Raw genomic sequence first — 26,599 nt, 5'->3', positions numbered from 1 at the left:
TCCGGCTACCGAATCGCGGTCCGGCTGTCTTCGACAATGGATTCGCAACTCCGGGCAACGGCCCGGCAAGTGGCGGCGGTGAGCGGATCCAGCAGCGGATTGTCGAGTCGGTTGCGCCAGTCCCGGATTGCGCGCAGGGCGGCATCGCGCCGCTGCGCCGGACCCGCGTTCGCGGGCAGGCCGAGCCGCTGGTGTGCGGAGATACCCTTGCCGCCGAGGACCCGGGTGGCGAGGTCGCGGTCGAGTTCGCTCAGTCGGGTGGCGCGCATGCTGGACAGTAGCCGGAGCTCGGTGAAGGTATGTGTATCGGCGAGACTGCGATCCACCTGACGGGACAGCCCCTCGCTCGCCGGGTGGCGGGCCAGAATGCGTTTGAGCGATGCCATCGCGGAATGGGCTTTCAGTTGTTCATTGCGCTGGCCGAATTGGCTGTTGAGAGTGCGGCGCAGGTCATCGAGGCCGCTGCGGCGCAGCAGTTCGGCGGCCAGCGCCGGTGCGTCGGCAATGCCCGCGTGAATCATGGAGACGGCCAGTCGAATACCGAACAGGCCGAAGGCATTGACCAGACGGGTGCGGTCAATCTCGGTCACCGGAAGATTGCTGGTGGGCGCGGTGAAGCGGGTGACCGAGATCAGGGCCGCGTCGAGGTCATTGCGGGGGACCGATGCCAGGGCGCGCAGGATGGTGAATTCGGCCTGGCGCAGCGTTTGGCCGCGCAGGGCCAGCAGACCGGAAACCGGAATGAAGCTCTGGTGCAGCCCCTGTAGTTCCGGCGCATCGGCCAGGTCGCGGCTCAGTCGGTGGGCGGCCGCCAGCGGATCGCCGTGGCCGCCGTCGATCTCATCGGCTCGCGACAGTACGCCGACAACGCCCAGCGGACCGGTGCCGGTCGCCATCTGGTCCTGAATATGTTGCAGCAGTTGGACATCGGTGTCGTGCAGATCGCGCATGAGGTAGACGATGGCGTCCGCTTCGCAAGTCCCGTCCTCGGGGGCGAGCAGTGCCAGGGTGCGTTCGGAGACGTCGCGAGAGTTCGACGAGGTGCCGGGGGTGTCGATGATGGTGAAATCGTCGAGCAGCGAGGAAGGCCAGAAGACCTCCAGCTTTTCGACACGGTCGGCGGAGACACCCGGGTCGAGGGTGAGCTGGCCATCGGTGCGCAGCACCGGCAGCAGGCGCGGGCGGCCGTCTGCGGTGAGCTGGATACGGGGTGTCGCCGATTGCTGGAACCAGGTCACCACGCGGGTGCATTCGGTGGCATCGGTCGGCGCGATCTCATCGCCGATCAGCGCATTGAGCAGTGTCGATTTACCCGACTTGAGGGTGCCGGCCAGCGCCACCCGCAGCGGTTCGCCGAGTCGGCGCTCGCACGCGGCCAATTCGGCGGCGCACCCGGAGCGCGGGCCGAATTCGGCACGGGCCGTACGGATCAGGCGGTACGCCTCGGTCAGTTCTCGCCCGGTCACTGTGCCTCTCCTGCCTGGACCAAACCTGCTGCCTGCACGCGCAATTGACGCAGATAGCTCAGATTGCCCTCGACCTGGGCGATGCGGGTCGCACGCTGGCTCTCGTGCGTATTGCCTGCCTCCTGCGCGGCCTGCAGGGAATCGCTTGCGGAGCGGAGCATTTCGTCGGCCACCGTGGTGAAGTGGTCGCGCAGGGTGCGCTGCACATCGCGCAGGCGCTGCTTGGATTCCTTGCTGACCTGGAAGACGACCTCGTCCATGAGTCGGGCCACGGCGAGCCTTGCCTCGGAACGGCGGCGGGCCTTGAGGGTCTTGTGATCCTCACGGAAAGTGTTGGCGCCGAGCAGCAATCCCGCGCCGATCGACCACGGATTCACCAGGGCGAGTCCGAGCAGGCTCGTGGCCAAGCCGACCATCAGCACGCCGCCGTACGAACCGCGCAGGCTGGTGATGGCGCGCTGGATAACTCCGGCCTTGCCGCTCTCCAGCGCTTCCACCGAACCGAGCCGGCCGAGCAGGGAATCGGTGTCCGCGCCGGGGAGCGCCGGCAGCTGGACCTTGCCGTCCTCGCTGAACTTGTCGGCGACCTTGCCCGCCAGATCGATCGAAAGCTGGTGCGCCAGAATGAAATTGTCTTCAACCGCGGCCGAGACCCGACCATTGATCCGCTCGCCGAACGCCTCCCATCGGCGTGCTGGATCGGATTTCATGATCTCCTCCTCGGCCTCGCGCACAATGGCGCGCAGCCGGTGCCGCAGATCATGTTCGACGGAGACGGTCAGCTCGGTGATGCCGTCGCCGAGGACGTACTGCCAATTCGCCGTGCGCTTGCGCAGTGCGTCGGCGGTGTCGCGGGCGGCTCGAATGCGATCGAGGAGTTCCGCGCTGCGCGCCGAGTCCTGCAGGGCGGTCAATTCGGAATTCAGTGCCAGCGCAACGTGATCGGAGACCACTCGGACATCGTTGACGACCGATTCGCGGGCCAGCGCATCCGCCCGGGCGACCAGGTGATTGCGAATGAAGGCCACGAGTTGCGGGATGCCGGATTCGACCTCCAGCATCTGGTCGTCCAGTCGATGCGCCGTTTTGTGCATGGCCGAGGAGACGGGCAGGATCGGCAGATCGAGATCGGCATCGGTGAGATGCTTGCGATCGGCCTTCTGGATATCGGCCCAGCGGACATAGCTGTCGATCTTGTTGATCACGCCCGCGACCATCGGGCAGAGCTGGTGAATCTGTTGCAGGAAACGGATTTCCGGTGCGGTGTACTCCTGGCTGGCATCGGAGACGAACAGCACCGCGTCGACGGTGGGCAGCATCGACAGGATCTCCGTCGCGCGCCGGGAACCGGCGCCGGTGACACCCGGCATATCGATGAGCACCACACCCTCGGCGAGCAGATCCACCGGCAGGGTCACCTCGGTCCGGCCCGCCTGGCTGACCTTCTTGGACTTCGACTCGCCGTACTCGACGACCACCGGACCGGCCACCGGCTTCGATCCACGATTGCGTTCCGGCGCAGCCACATTCGTGGCACACACATCGGCCGCGACCAGGGCGTTGACCAGCGAGCTGATGCCCTTCTTCGACTGGCCGGTGACAACGATGCGCAGTCGTGAATCGCTGACCCGCTGCCGCGCCGACAACAGCCGGTTCGACAGATCGGTTCGCCCGACGGCATCGGTCACCGACCGCAGCTCATCGAGCAGCGTGGTCATCGAATCGGTCGAGGGGGAGAGTTTCCTCGCGGAAGCCGGGTTTGACGCGGTCACACCATTTCCTTTCATGCGTAGTGGCGGGGTGCTGTCCGGCCCGCCGCGTCGGACGCGGCGGGCCGGATCGGCGATCAGTGGTGCAGATCGGTGGTGGTGGTGGGGTGACTCGTATCGACCGTGCTGTGGGTCAGCGCGCCCGGATCGGAGGTCAGTCCGGTCGACAGACCGGCGTCGGAGGTGGTCAACCCGGTGTGATCGGTGGTCGCGCCGGGGTCGGCCGCCGTGACATCGACCGGATGCGCTGTGGTCGCATCGGCCGGGTGGACGGTGGTGGCGGCCGATACGTGATCCACAGGTGCCGGTGCAGCGGCCGGTGCCGGTGCCGGAGCAGCGGCCACTGTGGTGACCGGAGCGCTGGCCGCCGGGGCGGTGGTTGCCGGGTGTGCGGCATCCGCGGGGTTCGCTGTGCCCGCGGACGTTGTCGGGGCAGTGGTCGAATTGCCCGACAGCAGCGCGCCGGCATTGGCCGAGGCGTGCGGGGTGGTGCCCGCCGTTGTGCTGGTGCCCAGATCCGCGGTGGGAGCCGCGGCCGCGGTGGTCGGAGCGGTGACCGGCGCATGCGTGGGTTCCGGTGCGGGCGCACCGCTTTGCGGCGCCACCGCCGCGCCACCGGCAGCCACTGCCGCGCCGCCACCGGCCGCAATGGTGGGTGCGGTGACTCCCGCGTGAGCGGGTTCCGGTGCGGCCGAGCCGATCTGGGATCCGGCCGTCGTGGTCGAGCCGAGCTGGGATCCCGCCGGTGCGGTCGCGCCGAGCTGAGGCGCCGCCGGTGCGGTGGTCACCAGGTGGGTCGGTGCTGCCGCAGCACCGCCGGTGGTCGGCGACAGTGCGGTCGAAGCCGCACCGAGGTCGGCCGCCGGCGCGGTGACCGGATGCACCGAGCCACTCGTCAAGGAGAAGGAATTGGCGACAGCGGCAGGCTGCGGAGCCGCCGCGGCCTGCGCCACCGTCCCCGAAATCGACTGTGCGGCAGCACTCGTCTGTACACCCGCCGACACCGGAGTAACGGCGATCGGCGCGACCGCATTCGCCGCGGCCACCCCGGAAGCGGACGACGCCGCCGACTGACCGAAGTGGGCGATACCGACATTGCCCGACGAGTTGAGATTGGCACTCGAATTCGACAGTCCGAGCGACGCCCCCGGCGCCTGCCCCAACCCCGCGCCGGACGAAAGGCCAGCGCCGGAGGACAACCCCACGCCGGACGCACCGCCGCCGGAGGACAACCCCACGCCGGACGCGCCGCCGCCGGAGGACAGGCCTACACCGGAGGATGCGCCACCGCTGGTAGACAGGCCCACACCAGAGGGTGCAACGCCTGAGGTCAGGCCTACGCCGGACGACGCGCCGCTGCCGGAGGACAGGCCCGCGTTGGTGGACAGGCCGGTGCCGGATGGCAGGCCTACGCCGGAGGATGCGCCACCGCTGGTAGACAGGCCCACACCAGAGGGTGCAACGCCTGAGGTCAGGCCTACGCCGGACGACGCACCCGCTCCGGAGGACAGGCCCGCGTTGGCGGACAAGCCTGCGCCGGACGAAACACCGGCGGAGGACAGGCCTGCGTTGGCGGAAAGTCCTGCGTTGGAAGACAGGCCGACACCGGGGGACACACCCCCGCTGTGGGCTCCCGTCAATTCATTCGACCCTGCGCCGGAAACGCCTGCATTGCTTGCGAATCCACTCCGCCCCTGGCTGTCGTCGCCGCCCGAGGAGTTTCCGAACCGCTCGCTCTGCCCGCCGGAATCCTGCGGCCCCGAGCTCTGCTGCCCCGCGCCACCATGAGACCCGTTGTCGTGCCCGGCATTCCCGACGCCGACCCCGACACCTCCGGCCGCATGCCCACCGGCGCCTACACCGAATCCACCGGCCGCCCCGCCATTCCCATGCTCACCCACACCGCCGTGCTGCTCCCCGCCGCCGACCCCGACCGAACCGCCGGCCCCGATCCCACCGTGCGCCCCACCCGAACCGTGCTCACCCGAACCGCCGTGCCCGCCAACCCCCGACTGACCCGGATTCCCCTGCTGCCCAACCCCACCCGGCGCACCAGGCTGCCCATGCTCCCCGCCGCCACCGTGCTGCCCGGGATTCCCGGGCTGCCCCGATCCGCCAGGCGCACCCGGATTGCCGTGTTCGCCTCCACCGTTGTGTCCGCCCGGCGCACCGGGATTGCCATGCTCGCCCCCGCCGTTGTCCGACCCCGGGTTCCCGAGCTGCCCTGATCCGCCGGGTGCCCCGGGGTGGCCGTGGTCATCGCCGCCGTTAGGTCCGCCGGGATTTCCGTGCTGGCCTGATCCGCCGGGAGCTCCGGGGTGCCCGTGGTCGCCGTCGTTAGGTCCGCCGGGGTTGTGCTGTCCCGGTCCGCCGGGCGCGACCGGGTGGCTGTGTTCGCCACCGTTGGGTCCGCCCGGGTTCCCGTGCTGTCCATTGCCGGGAGCCCCGGGACGCCCGTGCTCGCCTGACCCGGGAGCACCCGGATGTCCGTGCTCGCCTCCGCGATTCGGTCCGCCGGGATTCACTCCCGAGCCGGGCGCACCCGGATGTCCGTGCTCGCCTCCGCGATTCGGTCCGCCGGGATTCACTCCCGAGCCGGGCGCACCGGGATGGCCATGCTCACCACCGCGATTGCCGCCGCCATTGTGCTGGCCGGATCCGGGAGCCCCGGGATGCCCATGTTCGCCTCCACGGTTGGGTCCACCGGGATTCACGGGTCCGCCGTGCTCCCCGCCGCCGTTGTGCCGTCCCGGCTCCCCGTGCTGTCCCGAACCGGAGCCGTGTTCGCCGCCGCCGTTGTGCTCGCCGGGCCGACCGTGCTGGTCCGATCCGCCGGGTGCGCCGGGATGCTCGTGTTCGCCACCGCGGTTGGGTCCGCCGGGATTCACAGGTCCGCCGGGGTGGCCGTGTTCGCCGCCGCCGTCGTGTCGGCCGGGCTCCCCATGCTGCCCCGAGCCGGGTGCGCCGGGACGTCCGTGTTCGCCGCCGCCGTTGTGCTCGCCGGGCCGACCGTGCTGGCCCGGGCCTACGGGTGCGCCCGGGTGGCCGTGTTCGCCGCCGCGATTGCCGGGGCCGTTGTGCTCGCCGCCACGGTCGCGGCCGCCGTCGTGTTCGTCGGGATTGTGTTCCGGCCCAACCGGGTTGGGCTGGCCGGGGCGCCACGAGTGTCGGCCTTCGCCGCCGTGCTCATCGACCCCGCCGCGTCCATCGAAGCCGCCGCGCTGGTCGACCCCGCCGCGTCCGTCGAAGCCGCCGCGCTGGTCGAATCCGCCGCGTTCGCCGATCCCGCCGCCTGCATCGAAACCGCCGCGCTCGTTGAATCCTTCGTGCTCACCGAATCCGTTGTGCTGGTTGAAGTCACCGCGTTCGTTGAAGCCCCCGCGCTGGTCGAAACCGATGCCTTGGTTGAAGCCGTCGTGTTCGTGGAAGGACTGCTGCTGGTCGAAACCGATGCTCTCGTTGAAGGTTTCGCTCTCGTTGAAGCTGACGTTCTGGTCGAATCGGGTCTGCTGGTCGAATCCGACTTGCTGGTCGAACCCGCTGGCGTTCTGGTCGAAGCCGAACTGCTGCTCGATCCCGCTGATCTGCTGGTTGATCCCGCTGAACTGGTCGGAGCCGCCGATCTGCTGTTCGAATCCGCTGACCTGCTGGTTGAACTCGTTGACCTGCTGGTCGAAGCCGATCTGCTGTTCGAATCCACTCACCTGCTGGTCGAATCCGCTGACCTGCTCGAAACCGGTCTGCTGCTCGAAACCGGTCTGCTGGTTGAAACCGTCATGTTCGTGGAAGTCGTGGTGTTCGCCGAATCCATTGTGCTGGTTGAAATCGCGGTGCTCGTTGAAGCCATTGTGCTCGTGGAGGGCGCCGGTCTCGCCGAAAGCGGTGTGCTGGTTGAAGTCAGCGCTCTCACGGAAGTCTGCGTTGTTGTCGAAACCTGCGTGCTGACCGAAGTTGTTGTGGTCGCGCGGTTCCGGGCGGGTGTCGAGGTGCTGGGATTCGTTGACGGTCTGGCTCTGGTACTCGGAGAAGCCGGCCTGGCCACCAGTGGTCTGGAAGACAGCTTGGTTGGTGGACTGAACGTCGACGGTTTCGCCGATTCCCGCGTGCTGGTCGAAGGCTTGGAACGATCCGTGCGGGAGGTTTACGGCCGGCGGACCGGCGTGCTCCGAAACCGCTTCTTGCGCAGCCGCACCGATCGATCCGAGCTGGGGAATTCCGTTCATGTCAATTTCGACAGCCATTGCTGTTCCTCTGAGTAGCAGGGCGGCTTGTCTTCGCCGTTGATAGAACGAGACGCTATGCCCGGAGTCTGGGAGCCAGTTGCCAGTGATCTGTGCTTTTGCCTGGGGTTTTCCAAGGTTCGGCCGACAGCGACCACACAGGAAGGGTGCAGCCTTTCACCAGCTTCGATCCCTAATCTGAATGAGCTGTCGAGTCGGACTACACGGAATGGAGAGCCGGTCCATGGCAAGGTCATCAGGTATCGGCGTAGGTGTGGTCATCGGCTCGGATTCCTTTGTTTCCGCATTCACCGATCGCCCCGAGATCATTCGTACTCCCGCGGTTGTTCAGCTCGCCGACAATTCGCTCCCACTGCTCGGCCGCCTGGCCGAAGAAGCGGATCGAGCGCACCCCGGTACCGCATTCCGCGACTTCACCTCCCGTGTCGGCGACCCGGTTCCCGTGGTGGCACAGGGCGGTAGCCGCACCGGCGCGCAGCTGGTCGCCACCGCGATCCAGTGCCTGCTCACCACGGATACGGCGCACACTCCGACCTGCGTTGTCGCCCATCCAGCGTCCTGGACCGCGCATGCGGTGCGAGAGCTGGGATCCGCGCTGCGAACCAGCGGCAGTCGAGTCACCCTGGTGTCGGAGGCCGAAGCCGCTTACACAGCGCTGGCGGTATCACACGAAATCCCTGCACACGCAACGGTATTGCTGTGCGATGTCGGCAGCTCCACCTTCGACGTGGCGCTGGTGAGCTGGCCCGACGGCAGTAATGTGCGAGTCGACCGGCCGACGCGTACCCAAGAGTTCAGTGGTGACCTGGTCGATGCACTGCTCGTCGAGCATGTGCTCACCGAATTGGCCGCCGCGAACCCGGGCTTCGATCCACGAGATCGCCGTAACTGGAATGGAATTCGAGCACTGCGTGCCCGAGCCCGGCACGCCAAGGAGCGCCTGTCCCGCGATGTGTCCGCGGTACTGGAGATCAATCTTCCCGGTATTCAAGAGAATCGGCGAATCGTGCGCTCCGAACTGGAGGCGCTGATCGCCGAACCGGTAGCGCGTGCGGTGCAGCGCATCGCGGACGCCGCGGATGCGGCCGTCCGGGCGGGTCGTGAGATCGACTCCGTGGTACTGACCGGAGGCGGATCGGCAGTGCCACTGCTCGCCGAACGCGTCTCCGCCACAATCGGTTTGCCCGTGATCAGCAGTGGCGAGCCCGCCCGCACGGTACTGCGCGGCGCCACCATGATCGCCTGCCGCCTCGTGGCGAAGCAGCCGCCTGTTGCTGCCGCGCGCATCGCATCGCCGCCCCCTGCGGCCGCACGTGTCACGCCGCATCCCGCCGCGCGTATTGCACCTCCTGCCGCTGCCCGTGTGCTGCCTCCTGCCGCACGGGTACTGCCGTCCGTGCAGCGACCTGCGGTATTCGACAGCGGCCCCGTCGCTGCCGAACTGCCCAAGGTTCCTGCCCCGGTCCATCCGGTTTCGACCATGAATTCCGGCGGCCGGCACTGACCGCGCTGGTTGGAATGTGCTGAGAGTCCGCTGTCATCTCTAGGTGCACGGCCGGTCCTGGGCTGCAATGGGTTCGCCACCATGGCACGTAAGCAGGAAGGACCAGTTTTGAAACCAAAGCTCTTCACCACGTTGTTCGCCGCAGCGGCCGCCGGCGCCATGCTCGTAGTTCCGGCAATGGGCACCGCCGCTGCCGCGGCTCCGACGGCACATCAGTCCCCTTGGGATCACGATCGTGACGACAATGACTGGGGCGGCTTCAACCGTCCCGGCTGGGCCGACCCGAACGATCCCTGGCGCAACGACTGGCACTGCGATCGGCACGGCCGCTGGCACGACCACGAGCGTGACCGGTGGGGTCACGACGACGGCCGCTGCCACGCTTGGTGATAGCCCACCGCGGCTGAGCCGCACCCCTCAGCAAGCCTGCGTGCCCGCCGCCCGGTGGGCACGCAGTGCGTTCGCATGCCCTCGGCGGGATCCGGGCAGCAGGGAGAACCGTGGGCCGTTCTCGCCGAAATGTGCACGTCACCGAACCGGGATACCATCCGCCCACCACCGGATTGCGCCAAGGTTCACCGCTCGGCCGCATGGAACAGGAGAGGAGCGTTGCTATAACGCTTCGTATTTGGCTGAGCAGTGCGGGGGCGGCAACCGCCCAGGTCATGCGCTTGCTACGGGAGAACCCCGACGGGGTCGACGTCACCATGTATGCCAGCAATGTGGATTCGGGCGCGGCGGCCCTGTCGGTCTGCGATGTGCCGGCCGTCGAACCGCGCCACGTCGGCAATGAGGAGTACGCGCAATTCGCGCTCGACTTCTGCCGGACGAACCACATCGATGTCCTCATACCGCCGCGCCGCCTCGATGCCCTCGCCGGCCGCGCCGCGGATTTCGCGGCGGTCGGCACCAGCCTCATGTGCTCGCCGCTGTCCGCCGTGCAGGTGTTGACCAGCAAGACCCGCACATATGAAGCTGCCAGTGCCGCAGGCATTCCGGTGCCGCCGTGGCGCGTGGTGTCCGACGCCGAGAGTTTCCGCGCGGCCGTCGAGGAGCTGTCGGCCGGCGGCGAGACCATCTGCATCAAGCCGAGCGGTGAGTATTCGGCCTTCGGCTTCCGGATCCTGGACGACCACCCGCTGAGCATGGCGAGCCTGCTGGCTCCGCCCCGGCCGGTGGCCTCGGTCGATGCGGTGGCCGAGGCCCTGCAGCGCTCGGCGGAGGACGGCGACCCGGAGTTCGAACTGCTCGTCATGCCGTACCTCGACGCCCCGGAGATCAGCGTCGACTGCCTCTCGGCGCCGGGAGGCGAACTGCTGGTGGGCATTCCGCGCTCGAAGCAGGGCCGCTTCCGCATGCTGCTGGACAATCCGGAAGTGGTCGACATTGCGCGGCAACTGGTCCAGCACTTCGAACTGGCCTATCTGACCAATGTTCAGCTGCGGTACCGCAAGGGCGAACCGGTGCTGCTGGAAGCCAATCCGCGCCCCTCGGCGGGTCTGTTCCAAACGGCCTTCGCCGATGTGAACCTGCCCTGGGCCGCGGTCCGGCTACTGCTGCAGGGTGATTCGGGCCTACGGCACCCGCCGCGCCTGGGCGCCTGCCTCGCGGTGGCGGAAGCGGTCATGGAGGTCGCCCCGCGCCCGATCGTTCCCGAGGCTCCGCCGCCGCCGGCGTCACCGGGTCGAGTATCGGATCCGGTGGTCGAGTCCTGGAACGCCGGCTTGGCGGTCTGATCCCCACCCTGGCATCGTGGGATTCGGGATGTGAGCCTCACCGTGATTGTGATTCATCCCGTATATCTGATTCAGTGACGCGTGCTGCGTCGACACCGCTTAACGTCGCGGGGGCATAAGAGTTGTTCGGAAGGTGGCAGTAAGCGTGATCGGTACCCAGGCCAAACTCGATGAATTGGCCAAGATCCTGGCGATCGCCGCGGAACCGGCGGGTGAGGCCGCTATCGCGAAGCGGGCGAAGAAGGGCATTCCCAGCGTTCGCGAGCGCGTGCACATGCTGCTCGACCCCGGGACGTTCATCGAGACCAGTGCGCTGGCTCGCCAGCCCGGTCAACCGGATGCGCTCTACGGTGACGGACTGGTCACCGGTCGCGGGCTGATCGGCGGGCGTCCGGTGGTGGTGATCTCCCACGATCAGACCGTGTACGCCGGGACCGTCGGCGTCACCTCCGCCCAGAAGTTCATGCGGGCCTTGCGATTCGCGTTCGACAACGCGTGCCCGGTGGTGACGATCAACGATTCGGGCGGCGCCCGGATTCAGGACGCGGTGGGATCGATCGCCTCGTTCGGCGATATCTCCCGGGTGCTGGAGAAACTGTCCGGCTATGTGCCGCAGGTGTCGATCATTCTCGGCAAATGCGCCGCGGGATCGGTCTACGGGCCGATCAATACCGACGTGCTCATCGGCACCAAAGACTCCTATATGTTCGTCACCGGGCCGGACGTGATCAAAGCCGTCAACGGCGAGGACGTCAGCGCCGAGGAGCTCGGCGGCGCCGAGGTGCAGGCCAAACGCGGCACCCTGCATCATGTGGCCGAGACCGAGCAGGAGGCCTACGAATGGGCCCGCAACTATCTCAGCTATATGCCGACGAGCTGCGTCGAGCAGCCGCCGATCGTGAACCCGGGCCTGGAGCCGGAGATCACGGACAGTGATCGGGAGCTCGACAAGATCATTCCGGACTCCGATCGCGCCGGTTACGACATGCACGAGATCCTGCTGCGGCTCTTCGACGATGGCGAGTTCCACGAGGTCCGCGCCAAGTTCGCGCAAAATCTGATCACGGGGTTCGCCAGGGTCGACGGTCGTCCGGTCGGCGTGATCGCCAGTCAGCCGCTGGTGCTCGGCGGTTCCATCGACGCCGCCTGCTCGGACAAGTCGACCTACTTCATCCGGCTCTGCGACGCGTTCAATATCCCCATCATCTTCGTCGTCGATACCCCGGGCGTACTGCCGGGCCTCGTCGAGGAAGCCAACGGTGTGATCATTCGCGGCGGTCGTGTCCCGCGCGCGATCATCGAGGCGACGGTGCCGATCATCAACCTGGTGGTGCGCAAGTCCTACGGTGGCGCGTACGGGATGATGGGCGCTCGGCAGGTCGGCGCCGATATCAGTTTCGCCTGGCCGACCGCCCGTATTGCGGTGATCGGCGCCGAAAGCGCGGTCGACCTCGTCGGCAAGCGGCAATTGGCCGCATTGCCCGACGAACAGCGGTCGGCAGCACGCGAATTCATGATCAAGCAGTACAACGAGACGATGGCCACCCCGTGGGTGGCCGCCGAACGCGGCTACATCGACGCCGTCATCGAACCGGTGCGCACCCGCCTGGAGATCCGGCAGGCCCTGCGCCTGCTGCGTGACAAGTCACCGGTCAAGCCGGAGTTCAACCCCCGCAAGCACTCGATCTACCCGATGTGATCTGCCCGGACAATTCGCTGCCCGCGTCCGTCGGCTGACGCGGGTAGTCAACGCCGAGTTGGCACCTTGCTGAGGAAGCGCTTTCATGACACACGTCGATCTACACAGAGATACTGTGTCATCGCACATCGCGCGGTCACTGCTCGACGCCGCGACGCAGGCTGGAGTCACCGGTTACGAGGTCACCTCGATTGATGGTCTCCGGCGTGACCTTCTGGACGATGACCGCCTTCGGGTTCCGACTGTCGCACTGCATCGGCTATGGGAATTGCTGCATGCTGCAGAGGGGCCCGACGCGGGTGTCCGCGCAGCTGCCACGTCGGAACGCGGACAGCTGCATGTCTGGGACTACCTGATCGTCGGCGCCACCACCCTTGCCGATGGTTTCACCGACGCCGCGCGGTTCGCCATCGCCATGACGGATCCCGCAGTCACCTTTACCGCGGCGGAGGACGGCACCCGCCTGACTGTCGGATACCAGGGCATTCCGTACGACGAAGGCGTGGACGGAGTGATCAACGAATACGCGCTGACGGTGATGTTGCGCCGAGCGCGTGAAGCACGTGGCGCCGCAGCGGATCCGGTGCGTGTCGAATTCTCACACAGTCCGCCGAAGAACCACGGATATCTCACAGAAGCGTTCGGTACCAGCAATATCCACTTTCGCCAGCCGCACAATTCCTTCACCATGCTGGATCCGGAGCGAGCGCAGCAGGGCCGATCGCACGACCCGGAACTGCGGCGCATCATGCACCTGTACGCCCAGTCGATCATCGATACGGCGCGGCCGCTACCGACATGGACGGAAATGTTCCACGGCGCGATCCGAGAGACCTTGGCCGACAGTCAATCCCGTGCGATATGTATCGAGGAGGTCGCCCGCCGACTCTCCGTCAGTACTCGCACATTGCAACGACGCCTGGCCGATCAGGGTACTTCCTGGCGAGAAGAACTCGAAGTCGTTCGATACCAGCACGCCAAGAGTCTGTTGCGCGACACGCAATTACCCCTGCAGTCCATCGCCGGGCGTCTCGGCTACAGCGACCACCGCACCCTGCGACGCGCATTTCAGCGCTGGACCGGGCAGTCCCCCAACGACTACCGGCGAACAGCCTGACAACCTGCGCCGGAGTGGGCGTAACCCAGCCGGCCTGCCGCCGCCTATGCAGAGTTATATGACCCCCTGCGCGAAATCCCGCCCTATGACCGGGATCTCGACACGCCCCAGTTGCGCCCTACGGTGGTAGCCGATCCGCTCGATCCGGACCACCGGCACCAGAGATCTCGGGTACTGCGGACGACGAAGGCCCCAAGTCGGAATCGACTCGGAGCCTTCGTGCCGGACCGGGGTTGCTTCAGGCTTGGATGGTGACCGTCGACGCCGTCCGTGCCTGCTGAGCGATGACCAAGCCCTGCTGAATGATCACCAGTGCAACGGTTCCGGCCAGCAGCGCTGCGGCACCGTGCCAGGAGCCGACGGCGCCCATTACGGCGGCGGACGCTACTGCGGGCGCGTGCAGCCGGCCGAGTCCGCCCATCACCGCGACCGCGACGATTGCGGCAATAAGGGCGGCGGTCGTGCCGTTACCGAGCAGTACGGCCATCACCAGACCGGCAGCCACCGACACCACGTGACCGATAACCACCGTCGACCATCGGGCGGCGGGGGCCGCCGGTGTGGCGGCGACCAACGCGGCCGTGGCAGCCAGCGGCGGCGCGAAAAAGGGTTGGTGGCTCACGGCTTGCGCCACCGCCAGCGGGATCAACAGCAGTGCGGTGATCGCGACAGGCTGCGGTAACTGCCGCAGCCTGTCGGTGACCTTGCTCCGCGTGCCCGCAGCTGTAGCAGTGGCGGTCATGCTGCGGGCCAGTCGTTTTCGGTTTCGGCGATCTTGTTGACGTAGTTGGTCAGGGTTTGCAGTGCCACCAGGGCGACGATCTCGAGCAACTGTTCCTCGGTCCAGCCCGCGGCCAGCACGGGGGCGGGGTCGGCATTTCCTCGGCTCTCGGTCAGCTCCCGGGCGAAGGCCACGGCCACAGCTTCTTTGGGATCTTCCGAGGTGCCCGCCTTTGCCGCGTCGATTTCGGCATCACTCAGCTTGGCCACTCGCTTGCCGGTGAAGGTATGCGCCGCAACGCAATAGCCGCACTCATTGGCCGCACCGACCGCCAGCGCAATGCGCTCGGAAGTCGGGGCGGGCAGGGTCGCGCGCTTCAAGGCGCCGGCCAGGCCCAGATAGCCTTCCAGCACGACCGGGGCGTTGGCCATCACCCTCGTCATATTCGGCACCCGACCCATGCGCTTCTTCACTTCGTCCAGCAGCGGAGCGTTCTCAACAGTCTTGATCATGACGACAGCCTTCTCAGTTCGTTTCGTGCTCGGTGAGTCGTTCGCGATCTCGAATCTATGGCCGGTCCCAGCGCCTACCCGGGGACTCAATACGCCATGGTGCGGACTCCACCCGCCATACCGTCCATCCGGAAGTATCGGGGTCTCTGTGGCAGTCGGCCCATACCGATGTGTGGGCTCGGACATGCGACGAGATTTGCTCAATCGCTTCTGGGGGCGGGATTCGGCATTGATGGCTCAGGCGGCCCGGCGATGGCTCGATGTGTCAGGTTCATGGCCTCATCCCGGTGAAGAGCGCGTCGTGGAGTCGGTCGACGTATTCATGGGTTAGCGGTTCCTGGGTAATTAATAATTGGAAGTACAGCGGGCCGGACAGAATTGCCATCGCCAGGTCCAGGTCGAAATCGGGTAACAGTTGGCCCTGGTCTTGGGCCGTCTCGAGGCGGGCGACCGTCTTGCCCGCGTACGGGGTGATAAAGCGCTCGTTGAGCGCGGCGGCGATCTGAGGGTCGCCCAGGGCCTCTGCCACCAGGGCCCGGAATAGGGAGCCATAGGATGGCCCGGTCAGCAGATCGACGGCCGTGTGAGCCTGCCCGCGCAGATCGGCGACGACGTCCCCGCTGTCGGGGAAGTCCAGGTCGGATTCGTGCAGCGACAGTTTCCACGTGCCCGCCGACCAGATCGACCGGTTGCCGCCGCTGTACTCCCCCGACCCGCAGACCGGGGAATTCCTCGTTTGGGACGAGGCCGTGGGTGGGCGGCACAGCCGGCCACCGGCGTTCGCTGGGGGTGGTGGCGGACTGAACTCCACCGTCGACGATTACCACGCCTACTTCCGGATGCTGCTGAACCACGGCGTACACGACGGCCAGCGGATCCTTTCTCGACCCGCCGTCGAGTTGATGACCACCAATCGGCTTACGCCCCAACAGCTGGACGCGCGAGAGGCGATGGCCCGCGACAACGTCCACATCTCCTTCGGCCAAGGCCAGCATGGCGGTTGGGGTTTCGGCATGGCTGCGCGCACCTACCGCGGCGACTACGCGCCGGTCGGCCAGTTCGGCTGGGACGGCGGAAGCGGCGCCTCGACCTACGCCGATCCGGTCAACGGGATCACTGGGCTCCTGCTCACGCAGGTCGGAGCCTCCACACCGGATTCGATGCAGCTCATGCACGACTTCTGGACCACGGTCTACCAGGCCATCGACGACGAGTGCAGAGGGTGACGTCGTCGTGAAGATGCAGCTGCACCCCGAGATAGCGCACGTTCTGGGCACAGTTCCTGGCTTCGACCCACTGGCCGACCCGGAGGCGACCCGCGCAGTGCTGCGCTCGCTCTTGACCGCCAAGCCCTTGAACGGCCGACCCGCACATCGCCCGAGCACAAGTACCCGTCGCACCCTGCGGGCCGTTCGGTCAGCCCGGTCGGCGATCCGAATGGCAGTTTGTCACAAGCGATTTCTCAGTGCGGACGCTTCGGCTTCGCCTGTAAGTCGCGCCCGTATTCGACCGGGGACTGCGCGGCGTACGTATCGTGGTTCCTGGCCACGACGTTTGGTGCCGGAGGGTGGTAGTCATGGGCATCTTGGCGAATTTCGGCAGCGGGATGAATCTGGTGTACGACAGATTGCGGGATCGGCGCGCGTTTTCGATCACCGAATCGGGCGCGATGGCTGGGGATTTCGAAGGTTTGCGCGGGCACCGGCACGCGGTGCTGGTGACGTTCCGGCGTAGCGGCGAGCCGGTGCCGTCGCCGGTCTGGTTCGGGATCGATGGTGACGGGCTCGCCTACGTCTTCACCGAGCGGAAGTCGGGGAAGGTCAAGCGGATCCGGAACAATCCGCATGCGCTGATCGCGCCCTGCAATGTGCGGGGGAAGCCGCTCGGTCCGGCGGTGAGGGCTACGGTGCGCGTGCTCGGCGAATCCGACTGGCCACGTGCCGAGCAGGCTCGCAACTCGATATACCGCGTGTGGCCTCAACTCTATGACAGGGTCTTCTTCGGCGGCGTGCCGGAGGACACGGTGTACCTGGAGCTCGAGCCACGGCCTTCCTGATCGCGTCGACATCGAATTCGAGTCGAAGAGTGAAGAGCGCCTGAGTATTCTGAGATTTTGGCGACGGTACCCGGGGAGACCCGGACGGCCGCCTACATCGATCGGAAGGGGCCGTCGATGCCCGCCCTGCCCTGGTCTGCCGGAGTCTACAAACCCGCTGACGGACATCAGTTACATGTTCTGACCACTAATTTGCCTCTGACCCGTTACCGAGATGTTCCACGGTTCCTGCGTTGGACGGTGAAGATTCGTACCCAACTGAAGTCCGCCCCGGGCTGCGCCGGTTACACAATGGACGCGAAGCCGTTCACCAAAACTTTCTGGACCCTGTCCGCCTGGTCCGACAGGCAGGCCATGGAGAGATTCGTGTACAGCGGTGCGCACGCGGACATGTTGAAGGATATGGCCGGTCGTCTCGGCAATCCCCACTTCGCCGACTCCACAGCAACTTCCGCCGACCTTCCGCTCTCCTGGGCCGATGCCCGCACCCGGATAAAGCGAGCCACCTGACGTCCAGTGAACCGTCGGAGTATCGCAACGAGCGGCGTCTGATCGAAATTTCCTATGGCACTGCTCCTTCCATGGCGCAGCTGCGATGATCGCATCACGGTTCCGGATGTGGAAGGACAATGCCATGGCTTCGATCTCCCGAGAGATCCTCATCGATGCTGCGCCGCAGGAGGTGTGGGCGGTGGTCGCCGACTTCGTCGACGGCCCACTCCTGATGGCCCCCGGCCTGGTCACTGCTAGCGCCGACCTGGGTGACGGCGTCCGCGAGGTGACCTTCGCCCACGGCACCGTAGTCCGCGAACGACTTATCACTGTCGACCACGAAGCCCGTCGCTTCGTCTACTCGGTCGTGGGCGGGACCGTGACGCCACTGCACGACAACGCGGTCATGCAGGTGTACACCAGCGGCGACAACACCACCCGTTTCGTGTGGAGCCGCGACATCCTGCCCGACGCCATGGCCACCCCCTTCACGGCCACCATGGATCAAGCCCTGATCATCTTCAAGAAAACAGTTGAATCCGACTGATCCACAACCGAGGCTGCACCGTCCTTGCGCGTCGGCAATCCATCGCCCTCGCCGACTGGATTTCGACTTCTTCACCCACTAGTTGCACGAGAAGTTCACTTCTGCAGGCGAATTCAGCGCCGCCCAGGGCAGTCGATCGCACCCTGTCGGCAACAAGACCGTATCGCGGGTGGCGACCAGCAGCATCCGCTTCTGCCGCTGATCGCGCGGTTCGATGCGGCCGCGCAGCCCGGCGGAAGGTCAACGCGGCGAGGCCGTCTCCGAAGGGTGGACCAGCTGGCTATATTGCTCTATAGGTGTCCTGAGCAACATCGGGAGCATGAGCAGACGCCAGCTGCTGGGCCTCGGTGGCGCCCTGGGAATGGTGGCCGAGGGAGAAGATCATGGACTTGCACACGCTCCGGCAGTTCCTCGTGGTGGCGCGGCTCGAGCACCTCAGTCATGCGGCCGAGGAACTTCGGGTGGCTCAGCCGTCGCTGAGCCGGACCATCGCGCGACTCGAGAGCGAGCTCGGCACGCCGCTGTTCGACCGGGCCGGGCGGCTGCGGCTCAACGACACCGGGCAACTCTTCCGTGGCTACGTCGAACGCTCGCTCGGCGAGCTCGAGGCAGGCCGGCGGGCCGTCGCCGAGTCCCTCGGCGGGGATTTCGGCACCGTGCGACTGGCATCGGAGACCTTCCTCACCTTCATCGGCCCGCTCGCGGAGTTCAAGCGGTCCCACCCTGGCATCGAGGTCGAACTCCACCAGCTACCCGCCGCGGAGATGGCCCGCCGCCTGCTGGCGCAGGACGTCGACCTCTGCGTCGCCTCGCAGCCGATCCGCGGCGACGGCGACGGCCTGGAAGCCGTCCGGCTACTCGACGAGGCGATGTGGCTGGCCGTGCCGCTGGATCATCCACTGGCGGGCCGGACTTCGGTCACCGTCGACGAACTCGCCGAGGAGCCGTTCATTGCCGCCGGCAAGGGGCACTGGCACCGGCGGCTGCTCGATCGGCTCTTCGGCGCCCGGGATCTCACCCCGAAGATCGTCTGCGAGGGTGACGAACTGGGCGCCATCGGCGAGCTGATCAAGGCGGGACTCGGCATTGGTCTTGTCCCCGACCTCGCGCGGCGTTCCATCCCCAGCGATTCCGTCGCGTGGATCGCCGTAGACAGTCCGCAGTGCCGCCGGACACTCACGCTGTACTGGGGTGCCGGCAGCCATCTCCCGGCCGCGGCCCAACGGCTGCGCACCACGATCATCGACTGGAACTGGGACTCCACCGAACCGCGGCAGTGAAATCCGGCAAGTGCCCGAGGGTGGGATCAGCTTCGGCATAGCCCCGGAGCTATAACACCTTAGCGATATTGGTCTTAGCGAAAATGTCTGAGGCGCAATAACTTTTGGGCATGATCAGCCCAATTTCCACAGTGCCGATGAGAACTATCCTGATGACCACCGCCGCGGCGCTGCTGGTCGGTGGGCTCAGTGCCTATGGTCAGGAAACAAGCACAGCGAGCGTGCCGCACGATCAGACCACCCGCCCACACCGAGGCCATTCCAGGCTGCCTCGCCGGAAGGTCATACGCGCAAAACAAGACAAGGAGTTTCGGATATGACTACAGACAACAACTTTCGAGCACACACCGACCGCGACGAAGTCGAGATCCGTGATCAGATCGGCAAGCTGGTCGAAGCCTTGCACGCAAAGGACCTAGAGGCCCTGCGGCAGTCGTACTCGACCGATGTCGTGTCCTTCGACGTCGAGCCGCCGCTCCAGCACGTCGGCATCGCGGCGAAACTCGAGAACTGGGCGCGGGTGTTCGCGTTCTTCGAAACGGTGAACTACGAACTGCGCGACCTGACATTCACCGTGGGCGACGGGGTGGCCTTCGGCCATGCCTTCGCTCGCCTGCGTGGCACAATGCCGAACGGGGTGACGGCGAACGGCATGTGGGTCCGGGTTACCTACGGCATGCGAAAGATCAACGGCGCCTGGTTGATCGCCCACGACCAGGTCTCGGTGCCATTCGATATTTCCAGCGGCAAGGGGATGGTCGACCTCGAGCCCTGACCGAGCGGTCGACGGGCAATCGAAGCCGAATACCCAACTACAGGCGGGAATTCGACGAAGAATAGATGTCCTGAAACGCTTCGCGCACCACGGACGGCTGCGCCCCGCTCTTCGATACCGGTAACCACCTCGGAGACGCGCGAGAAATTCGAGGGCACCAGCCGCCCGGATTCGACTGCGGCCAGCGCGACGTCCGCCGCCTCGTCGGGTTTGTCGGCGGCCACGAGCGCAAGACCGAGGTCCAGGTCGGCCGACGCGATCCGGCGCGGCCGGACCGGCGCAGCACCCGCCAGATCGGCCAGCACGTGCCGGGCGTAGGACTCCGCCGCCGGGTCGCCGAGCCATGCCAGAGTGGTTGCCACATGGGCGTCGGATTTCGCCGGATCGTAGCGGAAGTGATGTTCGGGCCGGTCGGGCGTGGTCAGCTCCGACACCAGGCGGGACACCCACCGCAGCGTGTCATAGGTGCCGGTGGTGTCGCCGAGTCGCGCCAGTGCCCGCCCCTCCTGGGCGGTGGCCTGGATGAATGCCGAACTAGCTTGCGGTGCAAGGCTCAAAGCGCTCTGGGCTCGGCGCCAGTGGACCGTGCCGTGGCTCGGCTGCGAACAAACATTGCCCTGACCTAGGCAAATGGGTTCTCGACTGTGCCCTCGGCGGGAATCGAACCTGTGGCCTGCCCTTTAGGCAATGGGTGCAGGCTCTGGTGCCCTCGGCGGGGCACGATATGGATGGGAACAGGACCGACCAGCATCTTCTTGGTGGTCGGTTTGGTGATTGAAGCCGACTTCGCGTTTTGATGGTCGAGGAAGAGAACTGTGTCGGTTTGTGTCCGCAAGACAGCACGTGCGGCATTCACGACAGGGCACCAAGGACATGGCCGGGCCCTGAACCGCTGCGAGACCAACACCCATCAGGATCATCGACGCGAGAACGACGCCCAGATGCTGCGAATCGACGGTCACCGGCCCCGCGAGATACCTCCCGAGTGCGAGCACCAGTAGCCCGGTGACGTGTGACCAAGCATTCTGAAGGTGGAAGTGATGATCGCTCGGGTGATGTGATCCGACCTACCGACGCTGAGGCTGTTCGAGTTGATTACGCAGCAGTTTTCCGGTGGCGTTGCGGGGGAGTTGGTCGAGGATGGCGACGTCGCGGGGGACTTTGTAGCGGGCTAGGTTGGCCTTGACGTAGTTCTTGATCTCGGCTTCGTCGGGGGTTGAGCAGGGGGTGGGGACGATGAATGCGCGCAGGCGTTTTCCGAAGTCCTTGTCGTCTACGCCGATGACGGCGGCCTCGATGATGTCGGGGCGGGCGCTGAGGAGATTCTCCACTTCGAGTGGGTAGACGTTCTCGCCGCCGGAGACGATCATGTCGTCGTCGCGGCCGACGACGAACCAGAGGCCGTCGGTGTCGAAGTAGCCCATATCGCCGCTCGAGAGGCGGCCGTCGATGGTCTGCTTGTGTCTGCCGTCGGTGTAGCCGGCGAAGCTCAGGCCGCTGGAGACGAAGATGCGCCCGATCGTGCCGGGTTCGGTGATGCGGCGATTGTCGTTGTCGTACAACGCGATATCGCAGCCGACGGGTGGGCGGCCGACGGTGCCGGGGGCGGCGGCGAGCTCCTTCGGATTGGCAACCGCGGCGACGGCGACCTCGGTGGAACCGTAGAGGTTGTAGAGGACTTCGCCGAAGATCTCGCGGACTCGGCCGCACAGGTCTGGGGCGAGTGACGAGCCCGCGGCGAAGATGATGTGCAGCGTGGAGAGGTCGTAGCGGCTCAGCACGTCCGGGCCGAGGTCGACGATGCGTTGCAGCATGGTCGGAACCAGGATGAGCACGGTGACACGATGCTTCTCGATCAGTCGGAGCGTGTGCTCCGGGTCGAATTTGCGTTGCAGCACAATGGTATTGCCGAGCGCCAGGCCGAGCGAGCCCATGACCAGGCCGGTGCCGTGGAACATGGGGGCGGCCAGGCAGAAGGTCTCACCGACCGGCAGCGGGATCCGATCCAGGAATTGCGCGGTCTGCAGCGGATTGACCCGGTCGCGGGGCGCGCCCTTCGGCGTGCCCGTCGTACCGCTGGTCAGCATGACGATTCCGCCCGGCTTCGCCGGAACCGGCATCGGGGCCCGCGACGGCCCCGCGATCATCCGATCCAGTGTGCTTGCCCGATCGGCCGCGCCGGGAAGGTCGGACCACGCTGTGACGCGCGGTATTTCGGGCCGGATCGCGCCGAGCAACTCGAGGAATTCCTCGTCCGCGACGATCGCGGTGACCCGCTCGCGCTCGGCGACATCGGCGAGCTGAGGTTTGGCGAAGCCGGTGTTCATGAGCACCAGCCGCGCGCCGATCTTATTGGCCGCCACGGTGGTCAGCACCAATCCGGCATGATCTCGGCAGAGCACCGCGATGACATCGGAGGGGCCGAGCCCATATGCGAGGAAGGCCCGGGCCAGCGCGTTCGATCGCCCCTCGACTTCGGCGAAGGTCAAGGTCTCGCGTTCGTCGACCAGTGCAGGCGACTGCCCGAATCGGTAGGCGCCCGAGGCGATCACGCCCGCGAACGGGCCGTATCGGGTGGCCGCCCGGAGTGTGCGCACCGTGATGTCCGGTCGCAAGGGGTCGATGATGCCGCGCCGGATGAGCACCGTCACGCTTCCGGCGAGGGTGCATATCGGAGCGAGCCGCCGAGAGATGCTGCACTGCACCATGTTTGGTGTGCTCACTGTCCGGCTCGGCTCGCGGCTGCGGTCACCATCCGGTCGGCACGGCGGATTGCCGCGCGCAGCTTGGTGTTTCGCGCGATGAGTGGTTCGGCCAGCGCCACCAGCGTGCGGATGCTGATCAACACCGTGATGTAGCGCGGCGCGCAGATGAAGCGCCCGCGCCGCTTGATGCCGTCGACAATCGCGCGGGCGGCGTCCTCGGCGGGGACGGGTTGGCCGAACGCGCTGGGCAGGGTTGCCATCATGGCCTCGAGGCCGGTGCCGTTGAGCAGTTCGTCGCGGACCATGCCGGTGTCGATCAGGCCGAAGTAGGCCACGCCCGCGGTCGCGCCGGTCTCGGTGAGCTCCATGCGCAGGGACCGTCCGAACGACTCCGCGCCCGCCTTGCTGACGCCGTAGGCGGCGAAGCTGGGCGTCGGGATGGCGGCGGCGGCCGAGGCGATCACCAGCACATAGCCTTCGCGCTCGATGATCGACGGCAGCGCGGCGCGCACCGTGCGAGCCACGCCGAACACATTGACATCGATGACGCGCTCGAAGGCTTCGGCGCTCATGGTTCGGACGGTCTCGATCGGCCCGATGATTCCGGCATTGGCAATCACCACATCGATGCCGCCGAAATGCTCGATCGCCGTGTCTACCGCAGTCGTCACCGCCGCCGCATCGGTGACGTCGGCGAGGAAAGTCGCTGTGTCACCGCTCAATTCGGCCGCGATCGCCTTCAGCGCCGCCGCGTCGCGATCCACGAGCGCGAGGCGTGCGCCCTCCCGGGTCAAGTGCCGGGCCGTCGCCGCGCCGATACCCGCCCCGGCTCCGGTGATGAGCACGACTTTGCCGCGCAGATCATCGTTCTTCGCTCGCGCCGGTGAACCAAATGCCATGACAGCAACACTATGAATGCGAAGTTCCCCGAGGAATGCGTGAACCGGACCGGCATTTGATACTTTCAGACACATGCCCGGCAATGTCGCTAGTCGCAGTCCCGTGTGGGATCACCCGCGCGCCCCGGATGCCTCCCGGCACCTGGTCGAAACGGCCGAGGCGCACGGCGTCGCGGCGGAGGACTGCCTCGCCGGAACCGGGCTCACCAAGGCGGCACTGTCGGATCCGGCGGTCGAGGTGCAGGCAAGTCAAGAGCTGGCCATCATGCGGAACCTGCTCGCACACGTCGACCAGGCGCGGGGTCTCGGGATGGAGGCGGGGTTGCGCTATAGCCTCGGGAACACCGGCATTCTGGGGTATGCGCTGCTGACCAGCCCGACCATCGGTGACGCGGTGACCGTCGCCCGCCGCTACGCCACGCTGAGTTCGGCCTTCATCGATTTCCTGCTGCACGAGAACCGGGACGAGGTGGTGCTCGAATTCGGCACCGACCAGATCCCCGACGATGTGCGCGGGTTCGTGCTCGAACGCGATCTGGCCGCCATCGCACACGTGCTGCCGCTGCTGGTCGGTGCGGTGACCACCGAACTGCGGGTGCTGCTGGAGATTCAGGGATTCGACTTCCCCCGGGAGTTTCTCGCCATCCCCGGGCTCGTCGTCGAGATCGAGGACAATGCGGCACGCACGGCGATCACCTTTCCGCGCGCGGTCCTCGAGCTGCCGATGGCCGCGGCCGACCCGCAGACCTGGGCCATGTGCGTGCAGCAGTGCCAGCAGCTGCTGGATCGGCGCACGCACCGGGGCGGGATCGCGGCGCAGGTGCGGGCCCGGCTGATCCAGGAGCCGGGACAGATGCCGTCCATGGCCGCGATCGCCCGCGAGTACGCGATGACCGAACGCACGCTGCACCGGAAGCTGGCGGCCGAACAGACCAGCTACCGGGCGCTGGTGGACGAGGTGCGCGAGACCATCGCGGTGGAGCTGCTCAGCAATGGCCTCACCGTGGAGGAGGTCGCCCGCCATCTCGGCTACTCCGAGACGGCGGCCTTCACCCACGCCTACATCCGCTGGCGGGGCCACCCGCCCAGCCATCAGCGCAAGGTCGCCAGGGCCTGAGTCGAAACGCTATCGGCCGATTACCTTTTCGAGTGCGGTCAGCACCGAGGGATCTTCGATGGTGGACGGCACGGCGTACTCCTCGCCATTGACGATCTGTCGCATGGTCTTGCGCAGGATCTTGCCCGAGCGCGTCTTGGGCAGTGCCGCAACGACTGTCACGTCCCGGAACGAGGCGACCGCGCCGATCTCCTCGCGCACCTTCCGGATCAGCTCCGCGCCCAGCTGCGACTCCGGGATAGTGGACCCTGTCTTGAGGACCACATACCCGCTGGGGCGCTGGCCTTTCAGCTCGTCCGGCACGCCGATCACCGCACACTCCGCTACGGCCGGGTGCCCGCCCAGCACCGCCTCCATACCGCCGGTCGAAAGCCGGTGTCCGGCAACATTGATCACATCGTCGCTGCGACCGAGGATGAAGACGTACCCATCCTCGTCGATGAAACCGGAGTCACCGGTGAGGTAGTACCCGGGATAGGTCGACAGGTACGAGCGCACATAGCGCTCCTCGTCGCGCCACAGCCCAGACAGCGTCCCGGGCGGAAGTGGCAGTGCCAGCACGATATTCCCCTCGATCCCGGGTCTGACCGGTGCACCGCCGCCGTCGAGCACCTCGATGCGATATCCGGGCACCGGCACGGTCGGCGAGCCGACCTTGATCGGCATCCGCTCCAGGCCGACCGGATTCGCCGCGATGGGCCAGCCGGTCTCGGTCTGCCACCAGTGGTCGATCACTGGGCGTTCGAGCGTCGCGGTCGCCCATTCGTAGGTGCTCGGGTCCAATCGCTCACCGGCGACGAACAGCGTCTCCAGCGCCGAAATGTCATATCCGGCAAGCAGGCTCGCCTCCGGATCGACCTTGCGGATGGCGCGCAATGCCGTCGGCGCGGTGAACATGGACCGCACCTTGTGCTCGGCGATGACCCGCCAGAAGGCCGCGGCATCGGGTGTGCCGACCGGTTTGCCCTCGTACAGCACGGTGGTGGCTCCCGCGATCAGCGGACCGTAGACGATGTAGGAGTGGCCGACCACCCAGCCGACATCCGAGGCGGCCCACATGACCTGGCTCGCACCCACGTCGTAGATATTGCGCATGGACCACGCCAGCGCCACCGCGTGACCGCCGTTGTCCCGCACCACGCCCTTGGGTTTGCCGGTGGTTCCGGAGGTGTAGAGCACATAGAGCGGATCGGTAGCGGCCACCGAAACAGGCTCGGCCGCAGTTGCTTCCGACGCCAGAGCATGCCAGTCGAGCCAGGGCAGCGGCTGTCCCGCATAGTCCGCGACCGATCCCGGAACCTGCGCGCGCTCGGCGACGATCACCGCCCGCACCGAATCGACCGTGGTGTATTCGAGCGCCCGTGCGACGATAGGCAGATATTCGATGGTGCGTCCCGGCTCCAATCCGCCCGAAGCGGTGAGGATCAGCACCGGTTCGGCATCGTCGATGCGCGCGGCCAGTTCCTTGGCCGCGAAGCCGCCGAACACCACCGAGTGCACCGCGCCGATCCGGGCACACGCCAGCATGGCGATAGCGGCCTCGGGAATCATCGGCAGATAGACGATCACCCGATCGCCTCGCGAAACACCTTGCGCGGCCAGTACTCCAGCGAACCGCGCCACCTCGTCGAGCAGCTCGGCATAGCTGTACCGGCGCTGCTCCCCGGTCATGGCGGAGTCGTAAATCAGCGCCGTGCGCTCGCCGTGCCCCGCCCCGACATGCCGGTCGAGCGCATTCACGCAGGTGTTCAAGGTGGCGTCCGGAAACCAGCGGTAGTGGGGGGCGTCGTCCGCATCCAACGCCCGCGTCGGTGCGGTATCCCAGCTGACGGCCTCGGCTGCCGAGAGCCAGAAGGCTTCCGGATCGTTCGAAGCGGCCGAATAGACGGCCGTATATCCACCGTCGGAGGCTGCGTGCTGCGTCTCGGGGCTGTGCATGCGGCGAGGTTACGGTGTTTCGAAA

The 26,599-nt window shown here is 66.5% G+C and carries 24 protein-coding genes; 14 read left to right on the top strand and 10 right to left on the bottom strand.

The features are described from left to right. Positions 1-5: 5 nt before the first annotated feature. The 3 genes from JWN03_RS32605 to JWN03_RS32595 all read right to left on the bottom strand — a co-directional run bounded on the left by JWN03_RS32605 (position 6) and on the right by JWN03_RS32595 (position 4,851). On the bottom strand, positions 6-1,466 hold the full coding sequence (locus JWN03_RS32605) for a dynamin family protein (RefSeq protein WP_297623021.1): 1,461 nt from the start codon (positions 1,464-1,466) through the stop codon (positions 6-8). Further along, positions 1,463-3,238 carry a dynamin family protein gene (locus JWN03_RS32600; RefSeq protein WP_297623020.1) on the bottom strand — a complete coding sequence of 592 codons (1,776 nt, stop codon included), beginning with the start codon at positions 3,236-3,238 and terminating at the stop codon, positions 1,463-1,465. The genes JWN03_RS32605 and JWN03_RS32600 overlap by 4 nt, the downstream gene beginning before the upstream one ends. A 74-nt stretch (positions 3,239-3,312) precedes the next feature. Further along, positions 3,313-4,851 (bottom strand): hypothetical protein, encoded by a 1,539-nt coding sequence (locus JWN03_RS32595; RefSeq protein WP_297623013.1) that lies wholly within the window; start codon positions 4,849-4,851, stop codon positions 3,313-3,315. A gap of 168 nt (positions 4,852-5,019) precedes the next feature. On the opposite strand from JWN03_RS32595, the gene JWN03_RS32590 reads away from it, so the two are divergent. The 7 genes from JWN03_RS32590 to JWN03_RS32560 all read left to right on the top strand — a co-directional run bounded on the left by JWN03_RS32590 (position 5,020) and on the right by JWN03_RS32560 (position 13,532). Then, positions 5,020-5,463 (top strand): hypothetical protein, encoded by a 444-nt coding sequence (locus tag JWN03_RS32590; protein WP_297623012.1) that lies wholly within the window; start codon positions 5,020-5,022, stop codon positions 5,461-5,463. A gap of 255 nt (positions 5,464-5,718) precedes the next feature. Next, positions 5,719-7,494: a hypothetical protein gene (locus JWN03_RS32585; protein ID WP_297623011.1), complete on the top strand. Its 1,776-nt coding sequence runs from the start codon at positions 5,719-5,721 to the stop codon at positions 7,492-7,494. A gap of 205 nt (positions 7,495-7,699) precedes the next feature. After that, positions 7,700-8,980, top strand: coding sequence for an Hsp70 family protein (locus tag JWN03_RS32580; protein ID WP_297623010.1), 1,281 nt, complete (start codon positions 7,700-7,702; stop codon positions 8,978-8,980). 108 nt (positions 8,981-9,088) lie between these two features. Beyond that, the gene (locus JWN03_RS32575; protein WP_297623009.1) at positions 9,089-9,370 is read left to right on the top strand and encodes a hypothetical protein; all 282 of its coding nucleotides are present in this window, start codon (positions 9,089-9,091) and stop codon (positions 9,368-9,370) included. A 110-nt stretch (positions 9,371-9,480) separates the two neighbouring features. Next, positions 9,481-10,716 carry an ATP-grasp domain-containing protein gene (locus JWN03_RS32570; protein ID WP_297623008.1) on the top strand — a complete coding sequence of 412 codons (1,236 nt, stop codon included), beginning with the start codon at positions 9,481-9,483 and terminating at the stop codon, positions 10,714-10,716. 145 nt (positions 10,717-10,861) lie between these two features. After that, positions 10,862-12,415 carry an acyl-CoA carboxylase subunit beta gene (locus tag JWN03_RS32565; RefSeq protein ID WP_297623007.1) on the top strand — a complete coding sequence of 518 codons (1,554 nt, stop codon included), beginning with the start codon at positions 10,862-10,864 and terminating at the stop codon, positions 12,413-12,415. Between the two features lie 115 nt (positions 12,416-12,530). Continuing rightward, positions 12,531-13,532, top strand: a complete 1,002-nt coding sequence (locus JWN03_RS32560) for an AraC family transcriptional regulator (RefSeq protein ID WP_297623005.1) — start codon at positions 12,531-12,533, stop codon at positions 13,530-13,532. Positions 13,533-13,770: 238 nt separating this feature from the next. Here JWN03_RS32560 and JWN03_RS32555 read toward each other — a convergent pair whose 3' ends face one another. The 3 genes from JWN03_RS32555 to JWN03_RS32545 all read right to left on the bottom strand — a co-directional run bounded on the left by JWN03_RS32555 (position 13,771) and on the right by JWN03_RS32545 (position 15,402). Next, on the bottom strand, positions 13,771-14,274 hold the full coding sequence (locus tag JWN03_RS32555) for an HPP family protein (RefSeq protein ID WP_297623003.1): 504 nt from the start codon (positions 14,272-14,274) through the stop codon (positions 13,771-13,773). Next, a complete protein-coding gene (locus JWN03_RS32550; RefSeq protein WP_297623001.1) occupies positions 14,271-14,765 on the bottom strand; it encodes a carboxymuconolactone decarboxylase family protein in 495 nt (164 codons plus the stop codon). The genes JWN03_RS32555 and JWN03_RS32550 overlap by 4 nt, the downstream gene beginning before the upstream one ends. A 271-nt stretch (positions 14,766-15,036) precedes the next feature. Beyond that, on the bottom strand, positions 15,037-15,402 hold the full coding sequence (locus JWN03_RS32545) for a TetR-like C-terminal domain-containing protein (RefSeq protein WP_297623389.1): 366 nt from the start codon (positions 15,400-15,402) through the stop codon (positions 15,037-15,039). A gap of 28 nt (positions 15,403-15,430) precedes the next feature. On the opposite strand from JWN03_RS32545, the gene JWN03_RS32540 reads away from it, so the two are divergent. From JWN03_RS32540 to JWN03_RS32515, 6 genes are all read left to right on the top strand, one after another. Beyond that, complete coding sequence (locus JWN03_RS32540) at positions 15,431-15,991, top strand: serine hydrolase (protein ID WP_297622999.1); 561 nt, start codon at positions 15,431-15,433, stop codon at positions 15,989-15,991. 350 nt (positions 15,992-16,341) lie between these two features. After that, entirely contained in the window at positions 16,342-16,821 is a 480-nt protein-coding gene (locus tag JWN03_RS32535) for a PPOX class F420-dependent oxidoreductase (protein ID WP_297622997.1), read from the top strand. A 117-nt stretch (positions 16,822-16,938) separates the two neighbouring features. After that, positions 16,939-17,331, top strand: coding sequence for a hypothetical protein (locus tag JWN03_RS32530; protein ID WP_297622995.1), 393 nt, complete (start codon positions 16,939-16,941; stop codon positions 17,329-17,331). Between the two features lie 124 nt (positions 17,332-17,455). Next, positions 17,456-17,860 carry an SRPBCC family protein gene (locus JWN03_RS32525; RefSeq protein ID WP_297622993.1) on the top strand — a complete coding sequence of 135 codons (405 nt, stop codon included), beginning with the start codon at positions 17,456-17,458 and terminating at the stop codon, positions 17,858-17,860. A 383-nt stretch (positions 17,861-18,243) separates the two neighbouring features. Continuing rightward, complete coding sequence (locus JWN03_RS32520) at positions 18,244-19,140, top strand: LysR family transcriptional regulator (protein ID WP_297622991.1); 897 nt, start codon at positions 18,244-18,246, stop codon at positions 19,138-19,140. A 316-nt stretch (positions 19,141-19,456) separates the two neighbouring features. After that, positions 19,457-19,915, top strand: coding sequence for a YybH family protein (locus tag JWN03_RS32515; RefSeq protein ID WP_297622989.1), 459 nt, complete (start codon positions 19,457-19,459; stop codon positions 19,913-19,915). On the opposite strand, the gene JWN03_RS32510 is transcribed toward JWN03_RS32515, so the two are convergent. The 3 genes from JWN03_RS32510 to JWN03_RS32500 form a co-directional block, all read right to left on the bottom strand. After that, positions 19,810-20,472, bottom strand: coding sequence for a hypothetical protein (locus JWN03_RS32510; protein WP_297622987.1), 663 nt, complete (start codon positions 20,470-20,472; stop codon positions 19,810-19,812). The two genes, JWN03_RS32515 and JWN03_RS32510, sit on opposite strands and share 106 nt — an antisense overlap. A 510-nt stretch (positions 20,473-20,982) precedes the next feature. After that, positions 20,983-22,566: an acyl-CoA synthetase gene (locus JWN03_RS32505; protein WP_366914503.1), complete on the bottom strand. Its 1,584-nt coding sequence runs from the start codon at positions 22,564-22,566 to the stop codon at positions 20,983-20,985. Positions 22,567-22,634: 68 nt separating this feature from the next. After that, positions 22,635-23,519 carry a short-chain dehydrogenase/reductase gene (locus JWN03_RS32500; protein WP_297622985.1) on the bottom strand — a complete coding sequence of 295 codons (885 nt, stop codon included), beginning with the start codon at positions 23,517-23,519 and terminating at the stop codon, positions 22,635-22,637. A gap of 73 nt (positions 23,520-23,592) precedes the next feature. On the opposite strand from JWN03_RS32500, the gene JWN03_RS32495 reads away from it, so the two are divergent. Beyond that, complete coding sequence (locus JWN03_RS32495; RefSeq protein WP_297622983.1) at positions 23,593-24,636, top strand: AraC family transcriptional regulator; 1,044 nt, start codon at positions 23,593-23,595, stop codon at positions 24,634-24,636. 9 nt (positions 24,637-24,645) lie between these two features. Here JWN03_RS32495 and JWN03_RS32490 read toward each other — a convergent pair whose 3' ends face one another. Next, positions 24,646-26,574 carry a propionyl-CoA synthetase gene (locus JWN03_RS32490; protein ID WP_297622981.1) on the bottom strand — a complete coding sequence of 643 codons (1,929 nt, stop codon included), beginning with the start codon at positions 26,572-26,574 and terminating at the stop codon, positions 24,646-24,648. Positions 26,575-26,599 lie beyond the last annotated feature (25 nt).

The sequence above is a fragment of the Nocardia sp. genome, assembly GCF_025465275.1.
Lineage (GTDB): Bacteria > Actinomycetota > Actinomycetes > Mycobacteriales > Mycobacteriaceae > Nocardia.
The sequence above is the reverse complement of the archived record's forward strand: the minus strand, read 5'-3'. Positions and strand labels throughout refer to the sequence as shown.

Bases quoted from the DNA above. Each gene is read 5' to 3' on its own strand.
- JWN03_RS32555 (WP_297623003.1), bottom strand. From the start codon at position 14,274: ATGACCGCCACTGCTACAGCTGCGGGCACGCGGAGCAAGGTCACCGAC.
- JWN03_RS32585 (WP_297623011.1), top strand. From the start codon at position 5,719: ATGTCCGTGCTCGCCTCCGCGATTCGGTCCGCCGGGATTCACTCCCGA.
- JWN03_RS32580 (WP_297623010.1), top strand. From the start codon at position 7,700: ATGGCAAGGTCATCAGGTATCGGCGTAGGTGTGGTCATCGGCTCGGAT.
- JWN03_RS32525 (WP_297622993.1), top strand. From the start codon at position 17,456: ATGGCTTCGATCTCCCGAGAGATCCTCATCGATGCTGCGCCGCAGGAG.
- JWN03_RS32520 (WP_297622991.1), top strand. From the start codon at position 18,244: ATGGACTTGCACACGCTCCGGCAGTTCCTCGTGGTGGCGCGGCTCGAG.
- JWN03_RS32495 (WP_297622983.1), top strand. From the start codon at position 23,593: ATGCCCGGCAATGTCGCTAGTCGCAGTCCCGTGTGGGATCACCCGCGC.
- JWN03_RS32500 (WP_297622985.1), bottom strand. From the start codon at position 23,519: ATGGCATTTGGTTCACCGGCGCGAGCGAAGAACGATGATCTGCGCGGC.
- JWN03_RS32530 (WP_297622995.1), top strand. From the start codon at position 16,939: ATGCCCGCCCTGCCCTGGTCTGCCGGAGTCTACAAACCCGCTGACGGA.
- JWN03_RS32590 (WP_297623012.1), top strand. From the start codon at position 5,020: ATGAGACCCGTTGTCGTGCCCGGCATTCCCGACGCCGACCCCGACACC.
- JWN03_RS32550 (WP_297623001.1), bottom strand. From the start codon at position 14,765: ATGATCAAGACTGTTGAGAACGCTCCGCTGCTGGACGAAGTGAAGAAG.
- JWN03_RS32490 (WP_297622981.1), bottom strand. From the start codon at position 26,574: ATGCACAGCCCCGAGACGCAGCACGCAGCCTCCGACGGTGGATATACG.
- JWN03_RS32515 (WP_297622989.1), top strand. From the start codon at position 19,457: ATGACTACAGACAACAACTTTCGAGCACACACCGACCGCGACGAAGTC.
- JWN03_RS32535 (WP_297622997.1), top strand. From the start codon at position 16,342: ATGGGCATCTTGGCGAATTTCGGCAGCGGGATGAATCTGGTGTACGAC.